At 40.4% G+C, this 22,962-nt stretch carries 23 protein-coding genes and 1 tRNA gene; 7 read left to right on the plus strand and 17 right to left on the minus strand.

Annotated features, from left to right (window positions below):
- Positions 1 to 9 precede the first annotated feature (9 nt).
- Both cgtA and F946_RS06435 read right to left on the minus strand, forming a co-directional pair.
- Positions 10 to 1,224: an Obg family GTPase CgtA gene (gene cgtA, locus F946_RS06430; protein WP_004980365.1), complete on the minus strand. Its 1,215-nt coding sequence runs from the start codon at positions 1,222 to 1,224 to the stop codon at positions 10 to 12.
- Positions 1,225 to 1,626: 402 nt separating this feature from the next.
- On the minus strand, positions 1,627 to 2,007 hold the full coding sequence (locus F946_RS06435; protein WP_004980366.1) for a winged helix-turn-helix transcriptional regulator: 381 nt from the start codon (positions 2,005 to 2,007) through the stop codon (positions 1,627 to 1,629).
- A 112-nt stretch (positions 2,008 to 2,119) separates the two neighbouring features.
- Between F946_RS06435 and F946_RS06440 the strand changes: the two genes are divergently transcribed.
- Entirely contained in the window at positions 2,120 to 2,971 is an 852-nt protein-coding gene (locus tag F946_RS06440) for an SDR family oxidoreductase (protein ID WP_004980369.1), read from the plus strand.
- Positions 2,972 to 3,024: 53 nt separating this feature from the next.
- Here F946_RS06440 and F946_RS06445 read toward each other — a convergent pair whose 3' ends face one another.
- The 6 genes from F946_RS06445 to uvrB all read right to left on the minus strand — a co-directional run bounded on the left by F946_RS06445 (position 3,025) and on the right by uvrB (position 10,295).
- Positions 3,025 to 3,705, minus strand: a complete 681-nt coding sequence (locus F946_RS06445) for a hypothetical protein (RefSeq protein ID WP_004980370.1) — start codon at positions 3,703 to 3,705, stop codon at positions 3,025 to 3,027.
- A gap of 8 nt (positions 3,706 to 3,713) precedes the next feature.
- A complete protein-coding gene (locus F946_RS06450) occupies positions 3,714 to 4,430 on the minus strand; it encodes a hypothetical protein (protein ID WP_004980372.1) in 717 nt (238 codons plus the stop codon).
- A 289-nt stretch (positions 4,431 to 4,719) separates the two neighbouring features.
- Positions 4,720 to 6,177 carry a glyceraldehyde-3-phosphate dehydrogenase gene (locus F946_RS06455; protein ID WP_004980374.1) on the minus strand — a complete coding sequence of 486 codons (1,458 nt, stop codon included), beginning with the start codon at positions 6,175 to 6,177 and terminating at the stop codon, positions 4,720 to 4,722.
- A 323-nt stretch (positions 6,178 to 6,500) separates the two neighbouring features.
- Entirely contained in the window at positions 6,501 to 7,436 is a 936-nt protein-coding gene (rarD, locus tag F946_RS06460) for an EamA family transporter RarD (protein WP_004980377.1), read from the minus strand.
- A gap of 149 nt (positions 7,437 to 7,585) precedes the next feature.
- Positions 7,586 to 8,170: a lipocalin family protein gene (locus tag F946_RS06465; protein WP_004693638.1), complete on the minus strand. Its 585-nt coding sequence runs from the start codon at positions 8,168 to 8,170 to the stop codon at positions 7,586 to 7,588.
- A gap of 103 nt (positions 8,171 to 8,273) precedes the next feature.
- On the minus strand, positions 8,274 to 10,295 hold the full coding sequence (gene uvrB / locus F946_RS06470) for an excinuclease ABC subunit UvrB (RefSeq protein WP_035326864.1): 2,022 nt from the start codon (positions 10,293 to 10,295) through the stop codon (positions 8,274 to 8,276).
- Between the two features lie 175 nt (positions 10,296 to 10,470).
- Between uvrB and F946_RS06475 the strand changes: the two genes are divergently transcribed.
- The 3 genes from F946_RS06475 to F946_RS06485 all read left to right on the plus strand — a co-directional run bounded on the left by F946_RS06475 (position 10,471) and on the right by F946_RS06485 (position 13,909).
- Positions 10,471 to 11,262, plus strand: a complete 792-nt coding sequence (locus F946_RS06475) for an A1S_2505 family phage non-structural protein (RefSeq protein ID WP_035326512.1) — start codon at positions 10,471 to 10,473, stop codon at positions 11,260 to 11,262.
- A gap of 266 nt (positions 11,263 to 11,528) precedes the next feature.
- Complete coding sequence (locus F946_RS06480; protein ID WP_004980384.1) at positions 11,529 to 12,236, plus strand: hypothetical protein; 708 nt, start codon at positions 11,529 to 11,531, stop codon at positions 12,234 to 12,236.
- Positions 12,237 to 12,442: 206 nt separating this feature from the next.
- Complete coding sequence (locus tag F946_RS06485; protein WP_004980386.1) at positions 12,443 to 13,909, plus strand: sensor domain-containing diguanylate cyclase; 1,467 nt, start codon at positions 12,443 to 12,445, stop codon at positions 13,907 to 13,909.
- Between the two features lie 43 nt (positions 13,910 to 13,952).
- Here the strand turns inward: F946_RS06485 and F946_RS06490 are convergent, their stop codons facing one another.
- Entirely contained in the window at positions 13,953 to 14,132 is a 180-nt protein-coding gene (locus F946_RS06490; protein WP_004693646.1) for a hypothetical protein, read from the minus strand.
- A gap of 217 nt (positions 14,133 to 14,349) precedes the next feature.
- Between F946_RS06490 and F946_RS06495 the strand changes: the two genes are divergently transcribed.
- Positions 14,350 to 15,576: a pyridoxal phosphate-dependent aminotransferase gene (locus tag F946_RS06495; RefSeq protein WP_004693649.1), complete on the plus strand. Its 1,227-nt coding sequence runs from the start codon at positions 14,350 to 14,352 to the stop codon at positions 15,574 to 15,576.
- 102 nt (positions 15,577 to 15,678) lie between these two features.
- On the opposite strand, the gene F946_RS06500 is transcribed toward F946_RS06495, so the two are convergent.
- Entirely contained in the window at positions 15,679 to 16,548 is an 870-nt protein-coding gene (locus tag F946_RS06500) for a DMT family transporter (RefSeq protein ID WP_004980388.1), read from the minus strand.
- Positions 16,549 to 16,679: 131 nt separating this feature from the next.
- On the minus strand, positions 16,680 to 17,099 hold the full coding sequence (locus F946_RS06505; RefSeq protein WP_004980391.1) for a GFA family protein: 420 nt from the start codon (positions 17,097 to 17,099) through the stop codon (positions 16,680 to 16,682).
- A gap of 341 nt (positions 17,100 to 17,440) precedes the next feature.
- Here F946_RS06505 and F946_RS06510 point away from each other — a divergent pair, with 341 nt between their 5' ends.
- Positions 17,441 to 17,875 carry a PaaI family thioesterase gene (locus F946_RS06510; RefSeq protein ID WP_004980394.1) on the plus strand — a complete coding sequence of 145 codons (435 nt, stop codon included), beginning with the start codon at positions 17,441 to 17,443 and terminating at the stop codon, positions 17,873 to 17,875.
- 70 nt (positions 17,876 to 17,945) lie between these two features.
- On the opposite strand, the gene F946_RS06515 is transcribed toward F946_RS06510, so the two are convergent.
- Positions 17,946 to 18,404: a hypothetical protein gene (locus F946_RS06515; protein ID WP_004980396.1), complete on the minus strand. Its 459-nt coding sequence runs from the start codon at positions 18,402 to 18,404 to the stop codon at positions 17,946 to 17,948.
- A 251-nt stretch (positions 18,405 to 18,655) separates the two neighbouring features.
- Between F946_RS06515 and F946_RS06520 the strand changes: the two genes are divergently transcribed.
- Positions 18,656 to 18,731: transfer RNA gene (locus F946_RS06520), tRNA-Asn, on the plus strand.
- A gap of 826 nt (positions 18,732 to 19,557) precedes the next feature.
- Here F946_RS06520 and miaE read toward each other — a convergent pair.
- From miaE to era, 5 genes are read right to left on the minus strand one after another with little or no spacing between them, the layout of a single operon-like run.
- On the minus strand, positions 19,558 to 20,211 hold the full coding sequence (miaE, locus tag F946_RS06530) for a MiaE family protein (protein WP_004980398.1): 654 nt from the start codon (positions 20,209 to 20,211) through the stop codon (positions 19,558 to 19,560).
- 23 nt (positions 20,212 to 20,234) lie between these two features.
- On the minus strand, positions 20,235 to 20,960 hold the full coding sequence (gene pdxJ, locus F946_RS06535; RefSeq protein WP_004980400.1) for a pyridoxine 5'-phosphate synthase: 726 nt from the start codon (positions 20,958 to 20,960) through the stop codon (positions 20,235 to 20,237).
- A 13-nt stretch (positions 20,961 to 20,973) separates the two neighbouring features.
- Positions 20,974 to 21,684, minus strand: coding sequence for a DNA repair protein RecO (gene recO / locus F946_RS06540; protein WP_004980401.1), 711 nt, complete (start codon positions 21,682 to 21,684; stop codon positions 20,974 to 20,976).
- A gap of 10 nt (positions 21,685 to 21,694) precedes the next feature.
- Complete coding sequence (locus F946_RS06545) at positions 21,695 to 21,892, minus strand: NF038104 family lipoprotein (RefSeq protein ID WP_004693662.1); 198 nt, start codon at positions 21,890 to 21,892, stop codon at positions 21,695 to 21,697.
- A 35-nt stretch (positions 21,893 to 21,927) separates the two neighbouring features.
- Positions 21,928 to 22,956, minus strand: coding sequence for a GTPase Era (gene era / locus F946_RS06550; protein ID WP_004693663.1), 1,029 nt, complete (start codon positions 22,954 to 22,956; stop codon positions 21,928 to 21,930).
- Between the last annotated feature and the right edge of the window lie 6 nt (positions 22,957 to 22,962).

Consider the following 22,962-nt stretch of genomic DNA (forward strand, 5'->3'; position numbering starts at 1 on the left):
ATTACGAGCTTAACGTACGTAAAACACTTCCATTTCGCCGTCATCTTCATCATCGTCTTCATCATCATCAGCCAACAGGCCTGCAAGACGTTGTTGGCGACGCATTTCACGATATGCTTCTTTAGCGGCAATCGTTTGTTCGCGTGTTTCAGCTTCAAGCTGCTCACGGAATGCTTTCACTTCTGCTGCATAGTCAGGATCTTCAAGCTCACGTTCACGTTGTTGCTCAATTTGATCCATCAGGTAATACACAACTGGTTTTGTCCCTTCAGACATCAAACCTGAAGTTTTAAATACAGGGCCATCCCACTGCATTTCATCTAAGATATGCTGACACCATTCATCACGCGTATCGTCTGCAAGTTGGTCAACTTTGTTTAACACTAGAACGATAGGTAACTTTGAAAGTGTCGGAGAGAATTTCTCTAATTCACCCAAGATCGCTTTTGCATTGTATGCAGGATCAGAACCATCAATCGGCTGAACATCCACAATGTGAAGCAAAATACGCGTACGCGCCAAGTGCTTTAAGAAACGAATACCAAGACCCGCACCTTCAGAAGCCCCTTCAATCAAGCCAGGAATATCCGCCATAACAAATGAACGGTGACTGTCTGCATCGACCACACCAAGGTTTGGAACCATCGTAGTAAATGGATAGTCTGCAACCTTAGGTTTTGCTGCTGATACGGCACGAATAAACGTCGATTTTCCTGCGTTTGGCATACCCAGTAAGCCGACATCGGCCAGTACTTTTAGCTCTAAACGAATTTCACGAAATTCGCCTTTAAAACCATGGGTACACTTACGTGGCGAACGGTTCGTCGATGATTTGAAGTGTGTATTACCCAAACCACCATCACCACCCGCTGCGACAAGCACACGCTGACCACTTTCAACCAAGTCGCCAATAATGTCACCTGAGTCAGTATCAACAATGGTTGTACCTACAGGAACCTTTAATACCGTGTCTTCACCACCACGGCCTGCGCAGTTCGCACCACGACCATTTTTAGCTCGCTCCGCACGGAAGCGGCGAGTATAACGGAAATCTACAAGGGTACTGGTATTATCATCAGCTTCGATAAATACGCTACCACCACGACCACCATCACCACCGTCTGGACCACCAAAAGGTACGAATTTTTCACGGCGAAAACTGGCTACGCCATTGCCACCGTCGCCAGCCTCTACGGTAATGACTGCTTCATCAACAAAGCGCATGCTGCCAATCCTCTAAATACTTTAAAACCGCATATTCTGCCATATTTTACAAAATTTCTCGAATAGAATTATTCAGCGAAACATGAAATTTAGTCACAAAAATACCAAAATCTAAATTTTTGACACTTTTCACCTGATTTTCTTCATTTTTTAATTTAAATCTGCTGACCATTTAGTCGTTAGATCGCTCTTGGACTCATTTTATTCAATCCTACTCAACTTTTACTCCAAGAAGGATTTTCTCATCAAAATAGCGCACTAAAAGAGGAGATTGTTTAATAACAAGGCCTTTTCACAGCCTGAAATTTGAATCAGCTCTAATCCACTTCCGCACTCCTGAGGGATTCACTCTTAAAGCGCAATTAAGGGTTACCACAACCAATCCATAATACTTGTCATCTTTTATTTTAAAGCTGCCACTCGTTCTTTACTTTCTAGAATTTCAGGCAAACTTTTTTCAATCCAACCAATCAAATACATGGTTTTCTCAGCAGCTTGTGAACCCAAGATGGTCAATTGATATTCCACTTTGGGCGGTACCACGGGATAGACCGTCCGTAGAATAAAGCCATCATGTTCAAGCGTTTTGAGCGTCTGAGAAAGCATTTTCTCACTCACGCCCTCTATACGCTGCTTGAGTTCACTAAAACGATGTACGCCATCACTTAAACAACGCAACACCAGTACCGACCATTTACTCGTAAGATGCTCCAAAATTTCACGAGACGGACACTCTGTGGATAAAACTTGACCTAACAATTTGCTTGTCGCATAGGTGTGCATCATTTCTCTCCATTTGGTTTATTACTTACTTTTTGGTACGTACTTACATTTAGTAAGTTACCAGATTAAGATACAACCATCAAGTATAGAAAACAATCAACATAGGTGAATTATGAAAATTGCAATCACAGGCGCAACAGGCCAACTCGGTAACCTCGTTATAGAGCAACTCTTGCAGTTGACTGCGGCCCAGAATATTGTTGCGCTAGTTCGTAATGTAGATAAAGCTGAACATTTCAAAGCGCAAAGTATTGAGCTGCGTGAGTTTGATTATGACCGCCCTGAAACATTAGTTCCTGCTCTATCAGGAATAGATAAGTTATTACTGATTTCAGCCAATGAAATCGGTCGCCGCACACCTCAACACCAAGCAGTGATTGATGCTGCGAAAGTGGCCGGCATCCCTTATCTTGCTTATACCAGCTTACTACGTGCAGACACATCCCCACTCGGCTTAGCTCAAGAACACCGTGAAACCGAAAAACTGATTCAAGACAGTGGAATCACTTATACCTTCTTAAGAAATAACTGGTATAGCGAAAACTACCTTGCAAGTGTTGCTCACACCATTGAAATTGGGACGCTTTTTGGCGCAGCTCAAGATGGCCGAATTAGCTCAGCATCACGTATAGATTATGCTGAAGCTGCAGCCAAAGTCTTAACTTCAATAGGTCATGAGAATAAGACCTATGAGCTAGCAGGTTCAGAAAGTTTTAGACTCTCAGACCTTGCAACTTTAATTGGCCAAGCGGCAAATAAAGACATTATTTATCAAAACCTAAGTGCAGAAGAATACACGCAAGGCTTAACTCAAGCAGGCTTACCTGCTGGCTTAGTTGATGTAATCGTTGATGCAGACATCCAAAGCATTCAAGGTGCGATGTACAGCAACAGTAAAGACTTAGAACAATTGATTGGACATAAGACCACCAGTATTCAAGATGTAATCAAAGCCGCACTTTAAGCCAATCATTTAATCTTCACATTCAAACACCACCAATGATTGGTGGTGTTTTTTTATGGATGAATGTTCTTCACAGGTAGTGTCATATTCATCTCCAAATTCGCAGTCGTACTCGGTTCCGTGTTATACATGGTCGCATTGAAGCTTGCTATTTTTCGCATAGTCATTGGGTCATTCAAATTTAACTGTGGTGCAAACTGATGTAACACATGCAGATGCACTTGCTCATCAAACTCAAAATAGACCAAGCCATTAAACATAATTTTGATCGGGACCTGATAGTCTTGCTTTAAATGAAATGGTACAGCCAGCTTAATCGGAATATCTAAAGTGAGTGGAAACTTAGGCAACAGTTTATTCTGATAAATTAGGTCTGTAGTTGTCTCCAACGGCATATTTTGATCAATGAGTACCTCGGTTTGATAATCAACAGATACTGAAACGGGTACTTCTACTTCAAACTCTAAATTTGCCAAATATTTCCCAGTCAAAGGCAGATTGATTTTCTGATCGATTTTCAGTTGCGTATCTAAAGTCCCAACGGATTGGGTTTCTAAATAATTACCCACTTGGATTTTTGTCGGTAAGGAGTCTGATAGTTGAATTTGGGCTTCACTCGCAGACACTTGCATACTGGCTTGAATATTCAGGTACAACCAAAACAGCGCACCCACTAAAATTACAACGCACACAAAACTCAATACAAGCCGCTTCGCAGACTGGAATATCCACATACTCCCTCCTATGGCTTCACGTGTTCTTGAGGTTGAGGTTTTGCACGCAGTAATTGCAAGCTATTGAGTGGAATTTTCAACTCACCCTGCTTGATTTCAATTGGCAATGTATTTTGCACATCCACCGATGCTTTCAATGCCGTTTTAATTGGAACGTTTAAATACCCCTGTATTGGAATATTGGTTTTAACTACTGTATTGACTGGAATATGTAGGTTTTCTTTCAGTACGGTTTTTACAGGCGCATCAAATTTGAGGTGTACTTGCTGTTCAAGTGGCACATCGATATGAATCGGCACATCCAACTGAATTGGAATATTTCCTTTTAAAGGCAAAGTCACATTTCGCCCCATGACTTTCACTTGTACCTTGGTATCCACAGGCATGTTCTGATTAATTTTCAAGGTTTGACGCACTGGAATGGTGGTTTTAATCGGAACCTGATTATCAAAATATACCCGTGGAGTCAGCGTTTGGGTCAGGGGAATATTCAGATTTTCACGAATCGGAATTTCTGCATTAACGCGTCCTGTGACATCCACATCTAAGGCATCATGAATTTTAACCTCGGCTTGTAAAGGCTCTTGCAGATCAATACTGACTTTTTGATTTTCTAAGGGAATATAAATATTAAAGTGTTTAAACGTCCAAATAGCGATAAGCACACCGCATACAGATGCCAACACAATGAATGCCAATCCACTTAGCACATGCTTCACTTGCAAATTCAAATTCCTTTTGTTTTATTTTCTTTTATCTGACAAATATCATCCTTTTGTCAGCTTAGAAAGTCTAAGGGGGCGGTATACCAACCAGACTCTATAATTTTTTATCGTCCTATTTTACACAGTACATTTTGATTATTCTAAGTAAATTAGTAGGGATTAAACATTGGCAACTCTTAGCACTCAAGCCAATACTTATGTCACCCCAATGCACCTAACCTGCTTTAACACATACAACAGCGCAAAAAAAAGAGCCCCAATTGAGGCTCTTTTTAATCGCTATTACAAATTATGCATTTGTTTCAGCTGGAATTTTTGGATAGCTTACGCCGCCCATTTGCTCTGCAATACGTAAAACTTGGCAGCTATAACCAACTTCGTTATCGTACCAAACATATGCAGTTAAACGGTTACCTGAAGTAATAGTTGCTTGTGCATCAAATACACCCGCAGTACGTGAACCGATAAAGTCAGATGATACAACTTCAGTCGAGTTGGTATAACCGATCTGACCTTGAAGGCTAGAGCTGATTGAAATTTTACGAATGTATTCGTTCACTTCATCACGATCAACTTCTTTATCTAAAGTTAAGTTCAAAATCGCAAGTGAAACGTTTGGTGTTGGAACACGTACAGAGTTACCTGTCAGTTTACCTTGAAGTGCTGGAAGTGCTTTAGCAACCGCTTTAGCCGCACCTGTTTCGGTAATCACCATGTTCAACGTTGCAGCACGACCACGACGGTCTGCTTTATGGTAGTTGTCGATTAAGTTTTGGTCGTTTGTGAACGAGTGAACTGTTTCAACGTGACCATTCAACACTGTGTATTTGTCATGCAATACTTTAAGTGTTGGTGTAATCGCATTCGTTGTACAGCTTGCAGCAGAGATAATTGTATCTTCATCAAGAATGTCAGCTTGGTTCACACCAAACACCACGTTCTTCATGTCGCCTTTACCTGGTGCAGTCAAGATCACACGTGCAGCGCCTGGGCACTTAAGGTGTTGAGCAAGACCTTCAGCATCACGCCATTTACCCGTGTTGTCGATCACTAATGCATTGCTAATACCATAATCGGTATAATCAACTTCAGTTGGGTTCGACGCATAAATGACTTTAATGAATTGACCGTTTGCAATGATTGCTTCGTTTTCTTCATCAACAGAAATCGTACCAGAGAATGGACCATGGATTGAGTCACGGCGTAATAAAGACGCACGTTTTTCCAAATCGCCATCAGATGACTTACGAACCACAATCGCTTTTAGGTTCAAACCACGGCCAAGACCAGACTGACCAATCATTAAACGTGCAAGAATACGACCGATACGACCAAAACCGTAAAGAACAACGTCACGACCTTCTACTGAAGTTGCACGACCTTCTACAGATTTAACAGCTGCTGCAACAAATGCATCAACATCGCCACCTTGCTCTTTAAATGCAACGGCTAATTTGCCTAGATCAATTTCAGCAGTACCGATATTTTCAATTTTAGCCAACGCTTCAAGAATTGGGAACGTGTGTACAACTGAAAGCTCAACGTCCATCATACGAGTGAAACGGTGCGCTTTTAAAATTTGGATAACTGAACGGTTAACTAAAGAACGTCCAAACACTGAAACCACAATATTTTTTTCACGGTAAAGCTGACCGATCAAAGCGATCATTTGTTCCGCGATTTCTTCACGGTTTTTCCAGCGACCTTGGTGTTCTGCGTGTAGGGCGATGATAGTCTCTTTGCTCACAGATACGTCCTCTAATTAATTTAATCTAAGCGTAAATTTTAAAACCCAACAATTGTAAAGGATTTAGCGCCAAGTTTGAATCGAAAGCTGTAAATGCATGATGTTTTTTGTCGTATATCCATTATTAATTTAAGAAATGATTGCATTTAGTCTTATGATTTTGCAGTATAAAAATTAAAAAAATATTTTTTTAGATAAAAAATAAACAGTTACACAAATGATGTTTTATCAAACAGTCAACTATTTTTAAAGGGCAAGAAACAAATAAGAAACATGCTTATTGCCCAAATTCCAGCGCAATGACAGCTCCGAACATCATCAAATTAGTCTGAATGGTGCTGTTTTTCAAAATTCTTAATATTTCGTTCGAGCTGTTTTTTATTTTGTTGCTGTTTATATAAATGCAACACACCTTCAATAATAAGCAATAAGACTGCGAACCAAATTGGAATATAGGTAAACCACTCACCTGCCTCTATACGTTCACCCATGGCAACTGATGCTCCTGCCAGTAAAACAGGCTCCAAATAACTCAGCAAACCAAAGATCACAAAAGGTAAATAACGACTCGCAAGTATATAACTTCCAAGTCCCATCGCACTTAAGAATCCCAACCCAATGACCGCCAAAATCAGATGTGGAAACTGTTGTATCAAAGCCAAACTATCGCTATGCACAAAGCCTAAATAAAACGCGACAGGTAAAATTAAAAACAGATCCCACCAGAAGCCACCCAAATGATCCGTCTTACAAACACGGCGCAGGAAGAAATACAAAGGATAAGCCAAAGCGATATAAACCGTTTCCCATGCCATGCTACCAATACGCCAAATTTCATGTCCTACCCCAAGCACAGCAAGGACTACCGCAGCCATTTGCCAGCGGGATAGTTTTTCCTTGTAAAGGATGCAACCAACCAACACCATGACCAAAGGCAGTAAAAAATAGCCGAGCGACACCTGTAGGCCGCGACCATTCATGGGCCCCCATAAAAATAGCCACAACTGCGTGGTACATAAAACCGAACTAAACAATAACCAAGCAAACATCCAAGGTTGTTTAAAGATACGCTTAAACAACTCCGAAATGAGTTTTAAATCACCACTCCACCACATAAATGCGGTTAAAAAGGGTAAGGTCGAAAGCATACGCCAAGCAAAAGTTTGCTCACTATCTAAGGGCTTTAAAAAAAAGGTATAAAAATACAAAACTCCAAAAGTGACGGATGCTAAAACCGATAGTGCAACACCTTTATACATCCTTCACTCCACATTGATTTACACGATTTTTTGATAGGTAGCAATTATAAAGCGTTCGACTATATAAAGCTTTATTATTCAAGTTTTAAAATACGTATATGAAACTAAAAAAGCCATGCTTCAGCATGGCTTTCAAGGCTTAATAGATTTTACTTTTGCAATTGTTTGGTATGAATCAAATCATTCAAATCATAACCCACTGACTTTGCATATTCTAAGTATTCATTAATGACCTTTTGGTCTGGTTGTGGCGAGCGAGAAAGCACCCACATATATTTACGGCGTGGCTCACCCACTAAAACTGTTTGATAGTCATCATCAATTTTTAAAATCCAATAATCCCCGCGTGCCACAGGTAACCAACGCACCGCCTCCGGTAAAAAACTCACTTTCAACTTACTATTAAAAGGTGGGTTTTGTACAAATGCTTCACCTATAGACTGCATCAGCTTACCATCTTGAGCATAACAGCGGTTATCTACTGTCACATTGCCATTTTCATTCAGGGTATAGGTAGCCGAGACATTACTTCCACATTTATTTTGGAAGTACATGGGCTTACGTGCAATTTCGTACCAAACACCCAAATAACGGTCTAATTCAACCTTATCTACCACGGCTAAGGGTTTGCTCTGGGCATAAGCCATGGTTGCCATGCCTAACCCGACTAAAACAGCACCACCTACAGCAATTTTGGCAAGCGTAAAACCCGCCTTTGGAAGATTTGCAGACATAAACTGTACCTTTAATATTTCAGAATTTATGATCTAAAAATAAACATCTCTTTAAAAAATAATGCTTTCTGCCCAAATTACTGTAGCGTTATGTAAATGCAACTTAGGTTAGAAGTTGTGCTTTTAAGCGCAAAATTTCATCTCGCAGACGCGCAGCTTGCTCAAATTGTAACTCTTTAGAAGCTTTGAGCATTTCTTTTTCCAACTTGCTTAAATGCTTGGCAAGAAGTTTCGGATCGGACAGCAAGTGCTGCTCATCTGCACTGAGCGTTTGATGTTGATCTGTGATACCACTTTCAACTTGATCATCTGTCAGCACTTCGCCTGTATCAATATCCTTTTTATTTTGTCTGATGGTGCTACGCGGAATAATGCCATGCAGCTCATTAAAGGCCATTTGTTTTTCACGACGACGGGCTGTTTCATCGATGGCTTTTTGCATCGAATCGGTAATCCGATCACCATATAAAATCGCTTTGCCTTTTACATTACGCGCTGCACGCCCAATGGTTTGAATCAAAGAGCGCTCAGAACGTAAGAAACCCTCTTTGTCTGCATCCAAGATAGCCACTAAAGACACTTCAGGCATGTCCAAGCCTTCACGTAGTAAGTTGATCCCGACGAGAACATCGTAGACACCCGAACGTAAGTCATGAATAATCTTCACCCGCTCAACAGTGTCAATATCTGAGTGCAGATAAGCAACTTTGACCCCATACTCTTTCAAATACGAGCTTAAATCCTCTGCCATACGTTTGGTTAAGGTGGTAACCAAGACACGCTCGTCTAAATCTTTACGGATATTGATCTCAGACAACACATCATCAACTTGAGTCAATACCGGACGTACTTCAATTTCGGGGTCAATCAACCCTGTAGGACGAACCACCTGCTCAGCTATTTGCTCGGCTTTTTCAATCTCGTATTTGGCTGGTGTAGCACTGACATAAATCGTTGCTGGCGTAATCCGCTCCCATTCTTCAAACTGCATTGGGCGGTTATCTAGCGCACTAGGAAGACGGAAACCATAATTCACCAAGTTTTCTTTACGCGAACGGTCACCTTTATACATCGCGCCAATTTGCGGCACAGTCACGTGTGACTCATCAATAATTAGTAAGGCATCGTCAGGAACATAATCAAATAAGGTTGGCGGCGCTTCGCCCGCAGGACGACCGGATAAATGACGTGAATAGTTTTCAATACCGTTGGTATAGCCCAACTGCTGCATCATTTCTAAATCATAACGGGTACGTTGTTCAATTCGCTGTGCTTCAAGCAATTTGTCATGTGCACGAAAGAAACCTAAACGCTCTTTTAACTCTTCACGAATCGTGCCGATGGCACGCTCTAGATTATCTTTCGGTGTTACATAGTGACTTTTTGGGTAAATGGTTACACGCGGAACTTTACGTACCAGTTTGCCTGTCAGTGGATCGAACCAACGAATCGAATCGACTTCATCATCAAACAACTCGATTCGAATCGCATGCTGATCCGATTCGGCAGGGAAAATATCGATAATTTCCCCACGAATACGATAGGTACCACGTAAAAACTCAAGCTCATTACGGCTATATTGCATTTCCACCAAACGACGAATGATGTCATCACGTGCGATACGATCGCCCTGTACAATATGTAGCAACATGCTCATATAAGCATTAGGGTCACCCAAACCATAAATAGCAGAAACTGAAGCAACAATAATTGCATCTCGACGCTCTAAGAGCGAACGCGTCGCGGATAAACGCATTTGGTCAATGTGGTCATTGATCGCTGAATCTTTTTCAATAAATGTATCTGAAGATGGCACATAGGCTTCAGGTTGGTAATAGTCATAATAACTGACAAAATATTCGACGGCATTGTTCGGAAAGAAAGATTTGAACTCACCATAAAGCTGTGCGGCTAAGGTTTTATTATGCGCCATGACAATGGTCGGACGTTGCGTCCGCGCAATCACGTTGGCCATGGTATAGGTTTTACCAGAACCCGTAACCCCAAGTAACAACTGGTCGTGATAGCCCTTTTCTATTCCAGCAACAAGCTTTTCGATGGCTTGCGGCTGATCACCTGCGGGTTGGTAATTGGTGACTAAATCAAAAGGTTGTTTCTCACTCACAGACATATCCCAAGATTTGCTTCTTCAACCGACTATTTTAACAGATTCAATCCCGAGCAATTCTTGCTTTTAGATTTTTAATGTAATTTACTGAAAATATTACAAAGATTTTTCACTTGACCCCCCCGTATTTCAAGGGCAACATGAAGTGAAGAAGAGCGAAAAATCAGAGCCTATGACATACCAATATCATGACGAAAGCATCGTCAAAAACCTAGATGAACATACCGTATTTGTGTTTGGTAGTAACATGGCAGGTCAACATGCGGATGGCGCTGCCCGAACTGCACTTGAGCACTTTGGCGCAATAAAAGGCGTCGGACGTGGTTGGTCAGGGCAAAGTTATGCCATTCCCACTATGAACGAACACTTACAACAAATGCCGCTTTCGCAAATTCAACACTATATTGATGACTTTAAAATCTATACCAAAAATCATCCTAAAATGACTTACTTTCTAACCTCTATTGGCTGCGGTATTGCGGGGTATAAAGTTGAAGAAATTGCTCCCATGTTTAAAGGCATTTCTCATAATGTTATCTTTCCTGCATCATTTCGCCCATTTGTGGAAAGAACACTGCCACGTCTGAGCAAAAAGTTTTTGCACACCATTTTTAACGATGCTGTGATTTTCAGTACCCAAAATGATGACATGCTGATTCAGCATTTGGCCTTAACCGATAATGAAAAAAGCTTAGCCAAAATTATCCTCAACACGCGTATGTATCCAACCGACAGTAATGGTCGTGATCGTGTTTTTGAAATTGAAGATATTTTACATGCGCTGTCAGGGAAAATATTTGATTTTGAGACCAACGCGGAGGGGCGCATGCTTTTTGGTGGTGCCATTCTAGCGCTGTTGGAACTTTATAATATCAATGAACAAGACTTCATTGAGGTTTGGCAAGGCACACGAGAAATCGCACCACCGAAGCCCGAACATCGTGCGCGGAAAGCCTTACGTTAAGCCCCAATCTTTTCAAAAAGCCAATCCATCAGATTGGCTTTTTTAATTGAAAATAATAGAATTATTAGAATCTCCCCTATTCCCCAATCGCCTACTACTACAACAAATGTGACGATACTGTTTCCGCTTTTCTCTTTTAGACCTTTAAAAGTTCACTTACACTCTGGATCATAATGATACTTTTCAAAAAACTTAAATAAATCATGAGAACAAATAGACAGCTCGAAGCCCTCAAATCCAAGAGAAACAAGCATGCTCTTTTCAGTATGGCTATTGCCGTTGTCATGCTGATTGCATTTTATCAACTGCCTCAGTTTCAAGATTTTAATTTTATAAATCTATCCCCAGTCTACTTTATCTTCATTGTATGCTTATCCTTCCTCAAAAAGACAAAGAACGAACAACCAAAAAAGAACAACCTCCTCTTAAATATTTTATTCATGACGGCACCCTTCTTCATCATTAATGTTTTTGCACTTTCCAGTCTCAGCAAATTTACTGACTATTCGGCTGTACGTATTGCAAAACATATACCTAACCCACAACACATCGAGGGCCAAATTCGGTTAAATAGCTACACTGTGGGCTCTGGGCGTAATAAATCACACTATGAAGATATTGTATTAAATGAAGCTTCTCAGCAGCAACCACTAAGACTGGTTTGTAATTTCATGGACCGCTTTAAAAGCTGCCCGCTATTAGAAGACCTTCAACAACAAAAGGTTAGTATCCGTTATTACACAGACAACCGTCAGTTTATCTACCCAGAAGTTTTAGTGTTATCGGTCACAGCAGACAACACAACCATCAGCAGCCAAGACTTCATGCAGATCTATCAACAACAACGAAAGAATTTTTTGATTTATTTATTCTTCATGGTATTGATTCCAAACCTGTTGGTGATCAATTTATTTTGGCGCGACCATCAATATCAACAATCACAAACTTTTCGCTATCGACCTCAAAGCATTTAGCGCTTATCGCTATCAGCATAAACGCTCTTTAAGCTCCAAAACCATTGGAGCTTATGCACTTTCTATGCGCAATCAATATGCATTTTTTGACTAAATCCCCCATAAACTCACATAAATTTTAAAAATAACTTTTTTTATCACATTATTTTAAAAAGTTTTTTTAGCGCTTATACTGCTTTAAATTCCAACATAAAAACGAGATATAAATGCAATTATTGGACTCTCCTATTTTTGAATTATCTCCCATTGCCATGTGGTTAGAAGACTTTAGCGAAGTACAAAAACAATTCGATCTTTGGCGGAGTGAAGGTGTTGAAGATATTGCGTCTTTTCTGTTGGAAGACAAATCACGTATTTTAAGTTGTGCGCATAAAATTAAAGTCCTGCATGTCAACCCGCAAACCTTAAAACAATTTGAAGCCCAAAGTTTTGAAGACTTAACCGCAAACCTTGCGCAAATTTTTAAAGCAGATATGTCAAGCACTCATTTAAATGAGCTGGTCGCACTTTGGAATGGTGAGACCTTATTTGAAAATACTGCTGTAAACTATACGCTTACAGGTCATCGCCTTGACATTCGACTGCGCGGGACAGTACTTCCCGGTCATGAACACGATCTTTCATTGGTTTTGATCACCACGGAAGACATCACGCCTTATGCCAATGCACAACGTTTAGAAGAAAAAAGTCGTTTAATTGCTGAAGCACGTTTTCAATACTCGCCTACTTCGCTTTGGGTTGAGGACTTTAGCCGAGTCAAAGCACGTTTAGATCATTTACGTCGTTTGGGGATCAGTGACTTTAAAACCTTTCTTGATGTCCACAATGACTTTATCAATGAATGTCTCAGAGACATCATGGTTACCGATGTCAACCAAGCCACACTCGATCTGTTTGCTGCACGTGACAAAGACCATTTACTTAAAAATTTGCATAAAGTCTTTCAGAACGAAACCCAACAGACCTTTCGACATCAGTTGCTCGAACTGTGGGATGGCAATATTCAACATAACTGCGAAGCGGTCAATTATGCACTCGATGGAAGTATTCGCCATGTGCTGTTACATTTTGCCGTGTTTCCAGGCTTCGAAGACGATTGGGGTATGGTACAACTAGCGCTCACCGATATTACTGCACGTAAAAAAGCCGAAAATTATCTTGAGTACTTAGGCAAACATGATGTCTTAACCAAACTTTATAACCGCTCTTTCTACAGCACTGAAATCAACCGACTTGAGCGCAACAACCTACGCCCTGTGTCTTGTATTTTCTTAGATATGAATGGCTTAAAAGCTATCAATGACAACCTTGGTCATGACCAAGGTGACAGCTTATTACGCCGTATGGGTAATACTCTGAATCAGTTAATTGAAAATACGCAATACTCTGCTTCAAGGATCGGTGGTGATGAATTTGTGGTGCTATTACCTGCCGCCGATGAAGCCGCATTGAACCATTGCATTGAAAGTTTGCATGAGCTTTTAATGGTAGATAACCAATTTAATAATCATCAACCTATTAGTGTGTCAATTGGCACTGCCACCAGCCAGCCAAATGAGCGGGTTGAAGATATGCTTAAACGTGCCGACACTGCGATGTATGAACACAAAAAAACCTACTATGCAGAAAATGATCGACGGGTTAGCAATTACAACCCAGCGAATGATCAATAAAAAAGCGCCCTAAATAGGGCGCTTTTTTTATCTCAATGGCGAATCAACGTTTACCCATTGAACGACGGGTGCCACGTGGTGGCATCCAAGTACGATCTGCATACTGTTCAGGTTTTGGACGAACCTGATTATGTGCAACATCGTCAGCACTTTGTTCTGCATTTGGCATTGGGAATGGGAGATTCACCAAAGGTTTTTTTGAAGTAGGCTGTTGCTTACTCATGACCATCACTCTCATCAAATTGCGCTTATTTTAAAGTTTTTTTCATAAAGATGCGAGAAACTTCCTAATTCTGTACATTTTTGAAATCATTAATTCAAAATTGAATTTTTTTTATGTTTTTTGCAGAAAATCTGTGTTTTTAAACGCCTTGCTTGAGTTTTTTAAGCTAAGATAGTGTGCTTTTTATTTTTTAAACCCTATAAGAAGGAATACTGCCGTGGACGTACGTCTCTCTGATCGTGTGAATGCCATCAAACCGTCCCCAACTCTTGCTGTTACCAACAAAGCTGCTGAATTAAAAGCGGCTGGCAAGAACGTTATTGGCTTGGGCGCAGGTGAACCTGACTTCGACACCCCACAACACATCAAAGATGCAGCAATTGCAGCGATTAACAACGGTTTCACAAAGTACACCGCTGTAGATGGTACGCCTGGCCTTAAAAAAGCGATTATTGCAAAATTCAAGCGTGACAATAACCTTGATTATGCTGCAAACCAAATTTTGGTTTCTTGCGGCGGCAAGCAGTCATTCTTTAACTTAGCATTAGCTTTGTTAAACAAAGGTGATGAAGTGATCATCCCTGCACCATTTTGGGTAAGCTACCCAGATATGGTGATTATCGCTGAAGGTGTTCCTGTTATTGTAAAATGTGGTGAAGAACAACGTTTCAAAATCACACCTGCTCAACTTGAAGCTGCGATCACAGACAAAACTCGTTTAGTGGTTTTAAACAGTCCATCAAACCCGACAGGTATGATCTACACTAAAGCTGAATTAGAAGCTTTGGCTGACGTTCTTCGTAAATACCCTGAAGTTTACATCGCTTCTGACGATATGTACGAACCAATCCGTTGGGATGACGAATTCTACAATATCGCAACAGTTGCACCAGACCTTTATGACCGCACAATCGTGTTAAACGGTGTGTCTAAAGCGTATGCAATGACTGGCTGGCGTATTGGCTATGCAGCGGGCCCTGCAAAGCTTATTGGCGCAATGAAAAAAATCCAATCGCAATCAACTTCAAACCCAACTTCTATTTCACAAGTTGCTGCTGAAGCTGCATTGAATGGCCCTCAAGATGTTCTTGAGCCAATGATTGAAGCATTCAAACGCCGTCATGACTTAGTTGTTAGCGGTTTGAACGACATCAACGGTATTTCTTGCTTACCTGCTGATGGTGCATTCTATGCATATGCAAACATCCGTCCATTGATTCGTGCGAAAGGCTTAAAATCATGCACAGAATTCTCTGAATGGTTATTGGAAGAAACTGGCGTTGCCGTAGTTCCTGGTGATGCATTCGGCTTAGGCGGTTTCATGCGTATTTCTTATGCAACTGCTGATGACGTACTTGTAGATGCGCTTGCACGTATCAAGAAAGCAGCTGATTCAATCGAAGGCGTAGATGCTGCGATTGCTTCAATTGCTGCTGAAAAATAATTTAACCCTTTAAAGTTAGATTAGAGAAACCCGCGAACTTCGCGGGTTTTTTATTTTTTAACAAAATCTGAAAAATTTGCTCTTAAGCCCGTTTAAATAATTTTAGAGCCGTGTAGTACCAGCAGAATCTATGGTATCTACGTCTTTATTGCTCGATGACGCCGAGATCACCAAGGCAATGCCTGCTAAAATAATCGTCGCAGAAATAATGATTCGGAAACTCAACGCTTCCCCAATAAACAATGCCCCACCCAGAATCGCCAAACATGGCACGGACAATTGCACACTACTGGCCGTGACCCGATCAATTTTCTTCACTATTGCATACCAAAGTACATATGCCCCACTCGATGCTAAACCACCAGATAAGAGTGCCAACAGCATACCTTTTGGGTTAATAAAACTCTGTGTGTAAAAAAATAAATAAACCAAGACAACAAAAGGAATCGCCACTACAAAATTTGCCAAGCTACTAGCCAATGGATTATGCATATTTTTACCTGCGATGCTATACATAGCCCAACCTATGCCTGAAAGCATCATCAGTGCAGCATAACCCAAAGGAGGTGCCGAAGCCCCTGGTAGTAATAAAATCAAAAGACCTAAAATAGCAATCGACAGCCCCAACCCGCGTCGCAAATTGATTTTTTCACCATGACACAGGCCATAACCGACCATACTCAACTGTACTGTCCCAAACAGGAGTAATGCACCTACACCCGCATCAATATGCAAATAGGCCAGTGAAAAAGCCACAATATATAAGGCAAGAAAAAATCCGTTTTTTATACTCCACTCTATTTTGGCCTTATGAGTAGAGAGCATATACAGTAGAAATAACACCATTGCACCGCTACAGACCCGAAGCAAGCTAAAACTCATCGGATCAATCTGCTGCTCAGCCAACACTAAACGACATAGCACCGAATTGGCTGCAAAGGCCAACATTGCAATGGAAATTTTAAGCAGCATGTTTGAGCGTCCTTATTCAACAGCCTGCTTTAGATATATCGAATATATCTTATTAAATCTAGAGAGTTTTTCTCATGAAATTTATCAGCAATATCAATGTGCAACTCAGATGATTCAACCTGAATACCTTATTATTTATCATCATCTGGTGAAAATAAAGCAATCACATCCGCTTCCGTGAGCTGCTCTGTAGAATACTTGAATTGGTAAAAATCAGGCTTATTATCAATATAAATTTCTGTTGTAAGTTTTAAATCTTTTGGCTGTTCTTCCATCGCAAATACATTGATATTGCAATAGCTGCCGTCCTGAGTTCGCCAAAAAAGTGACGTGCCACATTCGCTACAAAAACCACGCTCCCCCCAATCCGACGACTTGAATAATTTTAAATATTCTTGATTGTCAAACTTTAAACTACTAGGTTCGACATCAATACTCATGAGCACCCCGCTCGACTGCTGGCGGCACATAGAACAATGACAAGCATGCACATCATGATTTTTAAGTGCTGCTTGGAACTTAGTTTTACCGCATAAACAGGACACGTTCATTGTGAGTTCCTTCTTCATGTGAAGACTGTGTAAAATTACTAAAACCTTGTTTATCTTATATATAAATAAAAAACAAAAGAGTGTATAAATTTTGTGCACCATTTTAAAACAATGCTCACGTTTAGGCTGCTCCGTTCTATCAACACTCAAATTATCAAAATGAATAATCCTAAATCTTTTCCCTACAATATGTTCATAGCATGAGCTCAATCCATCATTACGGTTTCGTTGATTTTATACTGATCAATCCAATGCTCAATATTGACGAAAAGACTGAATTTTGCTTAATTAGGTAACAAGTTCCAAAAAGGAACTCATAGATAAATATAGGACTGAACAAGATGAATCCCAAAGAAATGACAGGACTACAACTCTTAGAAGCCATGTCTACAGGAAAAATTCTACCTGCAAGTATCAGTGAAACCATTCCCATGCAGCCTTTTGAAGTTTCTGAAGGGAAAATTAGCTTTAAAGCAAAAGCAGATCATCGCCATTTAAACCCGCTTGGTGGCGTGCATGGTGGCTTTGCAGCAACAGTACTCGACTCAGTGACGGGTTGTGCCGTACATACTATGCTTGAAGCAGGTGTTGGCTATGGCACCATTGACCTGAATATTAAAATGTGCCGACCGATTCCAAAAGACAAAGAACTACTCGCCGTCGGTAGCGTGATCAACATCAGTAAAAATTTAGGTATTTCTGAAGGTAAAATTGTAGATGAAGACGGTAAACTCTACGCCCATGCCACAGCCACCTGTATGATTATTCGTTCCTAAAAACGAAAGGCACTGATAAATTTCAGTGCCTTTTTTCACGCTAAAGCAAACTTTAATGCAGCACGACAGATCAAATTGCGGTTTTAAACCTCTTCAGCGTCTGCAATTTTGAGACATCGGGACGCTCAGCCCCTTTATAAATACAATAGTATTTAAATGCGCTGTCTAAACTCACGTCTAAACTTTTACCTTCAGCAGCAGACCAGACTTTTGAACGATTATTACCTGATAAAGCACTGCCTGACAACTGATACAAATACAGATCATGTTCTCGCTGCACAGTCTTTTTAAGAGTAGTCGTCGACTGTGTTGAAAGTAACTGACAAGGACTATTGACCAGCCAACGCTCACTAAACCAAAGTTGTAATAAATCACCCAAATACAAGTCTGTACAACCGACTGGCCAAACATCAATATAGGCAGACTCTACAGGGGTATAGTATTGTTCAGGGTTTGAAATAATAGAGAGATACTGATCTTGGTAATCAGCTAGGTTTGTAAAAATATCGGAAATGGTAAGCGTATTCATTCGCTTTCTCCTGTTTAGCCATTTTAGTGCTGGCAAGTTGGTTATAAATCCACACTGTTTAAGTTTTCACTTAAACGCTCTGTTGTTGAAATCAGACTATCAACGACTTTTCAACATTGCAAGCACTTCAATACGATTTTTTTTGAAAATGATTTTTTTGTTCAAATAAAAAGCATCCAATATAAAAATGACAGCAACATGACATTTTAGACTTGACCCACTATGAAATGTCCTTATAATCGCATGCAGATTCTCCAATAGCTCAGTCGGTAGAGCGACGGACTGTTAATCCGCAGGTCCCTGGTTCGAGCCCAGGTTGGAGAGCCAAATTCTAGAAAGCCCACACTATATGTCGTGGGCTTTTTTCTTTTCTACGTCTTAAAAGTTTCGCTGCTTAAGAGGTAAATCCCCGAGTTAAACCCAACAGAAAGCCAGAACTAAGCCACTCTCGAAAAATAACTTATCTTAAAAACACTAATAAATGATTCACAATAAAAGTCATTGGCACATTTAAAACACATATAGATGTTCGTTCAGATCACTTCCCGATCACAGCAACTGAAATAAAAAAATGGGAAGGACAAATTATCGGTGAATTATTGGCCCAACATCTTGCTGAACAATTCAATCAACAACTCAAGATCGCTGCAATTCACGATGAGGATTGGAGATACCAGCTTAGTTTTAGTGATTCCGCTTATAAAGATATTTCTATTGGATATAATCGCTATGAGCAAAATGACAACTTATTTTTAATTTTTATTCACCCATCACAACCATTCATTAAAAAATATTTTTTAAGAAAATAGATCTTTCAACGCAATTAAGTCATGTCTCTGAAATTTTGCAAAATACTCTTTCTGATGCAACATTTTTTCATGAGCTGCAATAGTGGAACCTAGAAGATATGAAAAAAGTACAATAAATCTTCGTCAAAATCCTTAAGCATCCCTACTCAAACAACTCATTCCACTGACTCATATTTCGCGACTTTATTGAAAGAAATTACAGCCCTCAATACATCATATCTACCCTTCTTTAATAAAAAAGCCCAATCGATAAAATTGGGCTTTTTAATGAGTCAGGGCTATCTACACTGAGAATCTGTAAATTTTTAACAGTTTACAAACTGTAGCATTCACCCGCTTTATTCCTAAGCCACTTCCGCAGGCACACCACTATGGAAACGGAACACATCATCAGGTGTACTAATTAGCTCTTTTTCAACGTTACGGATATGATCAATACGAGCTTGAATATCTTCTTTCGGATTCTTCAATTTACCCGTTTGCGCAACCTCTAGGGCCAAAGCCAAGTAGTCTTCAAAATGGCGTGATTCAGACTTTAGCAAGTAGCGATAGTAACGACCTAATTCATCATCCACCAAAGGTGCTAACGCGTAGAAACGCTCACATGAACGCGCTTCGACAAAGGCACCAATGATTAAAATATCAATTAAAGCCTCAGGCTCATAAGTCCGTACTTCTTTACGTAAACCACCCGCATAGCGACCTGCACTCAGATTACTCCACTCTAGCCCACGCTTTTTCATAAATTCAAGCACTTGCTCATAATGCAGCATTTCTTCACGAACCAGTTGCGCAAGCTTGACCTGTAAATCGGTAAAAAAGCTATAACGAAACATCAGGTTCATCGCTGTACCTGCAGCTTTTTTCTCACAATTCGCGTGATCTTGCATCAGCACATCAAGATTAGTCAGTGCTTCAGCCAACCAAGCTTTTGGTGTTTCACAGCCCAAGAAGTCCATGACGGGCTTCATGAGTTCATCATAATTGATATTCGACATATTCAAATCTTAAAAACTTTAAATTAACGTGCAGCTTTAATCACTGCTTTCATTTCGCGTACAGCTTGTTCCAAGCCCACAAAAATAGCATCGGCAATCAGTGAATGACCGATGTTTAATTCGTGAATCTGTGGAATTTGCGCAATTGGCGTCACATTTTCAAGGTTGAGCCCATGACCAGCATTCACCACTAAACCTTTCGATGCTGCATATTCGGCACCTTTGACAATACGTTCAAGCTCATGTTGCTGAGCTTCAGGTGTTTCTGCATCAGCATAAGCGCCTGTATGAATTTCAATGGTTGGTGCACCACAAGCAACCGCTGCATCAATTTGTGCAAAGTCAGCATCAATAAACAAGGACACATCACAGCCAATCTCAGACAAGGCTTGAGTTGCCGCTTTAACATCGTCAAAATGTCCAACCACATCCAAACCACCTTCAGTCGTCACTTCTTGGCGTTTTTCAGGAACAAAACATACATGGTGCGGTTTAATTTCTTTGGCAAATGCAATCATTTCATCTGTAACTGCAAGTTCCAAATTCATACGTGTTTTTAGTGCTGGGCGCATACGACGCACATCATCGTCCTGAATATGACGACGGTCTTCACGTAAATGCAAGGTAATCCCTTCCGCCCCTGCTTGTTCGCAGATCAGTGCTGCATTGACTGGATCAGGATAAGACGTTCCACGCGCTTGTCGTAAAGTTGCCACGTGGTCAATATTTACACCAAGTAATGCAGCCATATTCATTTCCTAATTACGATTGAGTTTGAGTGTTCTGAATCCACAACTGACGACTTTTTAAGGGGCGATCGCCCAACAATGAACTGATCATTTGTCGATACAACTTGGTCAGCAATTGTAACTGTTCCAAACCAAAATCCCTACCCTTTTCATATTGGCACATGCTTAAAATTTGCTGTCCATTTAAGGTCGCTCGCGAAGCTTGTGCAGTAGGAATAAAGCCTTCATTCAGCTGGAATATATAGTTGAGTGATGCTTGAATTTCGAGTTGATTGGCATCAGTTGAAAAATCTAAGGCATAGCCCAAATCTTCCAGCAGTTCGTGCTCAAACTGCCTTAGAATTTGTTTTAAAAATTGATTAGGATCGGCTTGCTGCGCTAGTTGTTGTAATTGCGTTAGCGTATGCGCATATTGAGCAAAACTTTGCTCCATTTGTACTTCGAGCGGACACAGCCTGAGTAGGATCTCATTGAGATAAAAACCTGAAAAAAAAGCATCCCCGAAGAAAAAAATCGGCTGATTGACAATTTCAAGTTTTGTAAAATTTTTGAGTTCAGATTTACCCGAAGCTTGTAAACAAATCGGCTGATATTGTGGCGGCGGGGTTTGCCTTAGAATGCCATCAACTCGCCCATGCTCTTGGGTAAATAAATGCACAATATGACTACGTTCACGGTATTTTCTATGGTGAATTAAATAACCATGCAGTACTTCATTGCGCATGAGGAATTAACTAATCTTTTTTATCTTTATCATTCTGTTCGCTGTCTTCATCATCCCCATCTGGGATAACAGCGCCAACCACCGCTGCGGTTCCTTTCACCACGCCTTTTGTGGTTTTATACGCAATCTTTACAGGAACGGTGACGATCTTGTGTATACAACCTTGCAAAAACAACATACAAGCCATTACTGCGAACACTTTGACCATAACACCATCCCTATAAAAATTTGTTTTCTTAAAACTTAGATATCGCTATAACCTAAGCTTTTCAATGCACGCTCATCATCAGACCAACCGCCTTTCACTTTAACCCAAAGCGTCAGCATGATCTTTTGTTCAAACATTTTTTCCATATCGATACGGGCATCCATACCAATTTTCTTAAGCTTAGCTCCTTTTTCACCAATCACAATCGCTTTTTGGCCTGGGCGGTCTACAAAAATCGTTGCATCAATATATGTACATGCTGGTTTAGGACGACCTGTTTTTTCATTCACCGTTGCTTCTTCAGTCTTAAACGACTCAATTTGCACGGTTAAATCATAAGGTAGTTCTTCACCCAACTGGCGCATAATCTTTTCACGGATAATTTCTGATGCCAAGAAACGTTCAGAACGATCTGTCAATTGATCCAATGAATACATCGGTGGTTGGAAAGGTAAATATTTTTCAATGGTATCGCGCAGATGGTCTAAGTTTGCGCCACGTAGTGCAGAAACAGGAACAATCTCAGCAAAATTCATTAATTTTGCACGCTCTTGAATCAAAGGTAATGCATGGTTTTTATTTTCAAGTGTATCAATTTTATTGATCACAAGAATCACCGGCATCTCAGCATTTTTGAGTTTTTCCAAAACGAGCTCATCGTTTTGAGTCCACTTGTCTGCATCTAGAACAAACAATACCAAGTTGACATCACGCAATGCAGAAGACGCAGCACGGTTCATCATTTTATTAATGGCACGCACTTCTTTTTTATGCATCCCTGGCGTATCAACAAATACTGCTTGAGATTTCGCACGTGAATCAATTCCCACAATCTTATGGCGTGTAGTTTGTGGTTTACGTGAAGTAATCGATAATTTTTGACCCAACAAATGGTTCATCAACGTAGACTTGCCTACGTTTGGACGACCTACAATTGCCACAAAACCGCTACGAAAATCCGTTGGGATTTCTGTGCCTTGTTCGCTAAAAAACTGGCTAATTAAATCATTACTGTCGCTTTGCGACTCGTGATCAGCATCGATGTGATCGGAAGAATTTGACATGGCAGA

The organism is Acinetobacter johnsonii ANC 3681, assembly GCF_000368805.1.
Classification (GTDB): Bacteria; Pseudomonadota; Gammaproteobacteria; order Pseudomonadales; family Moraxellaceae; genus Acinetobacter; species Acinetobacter johnsonii.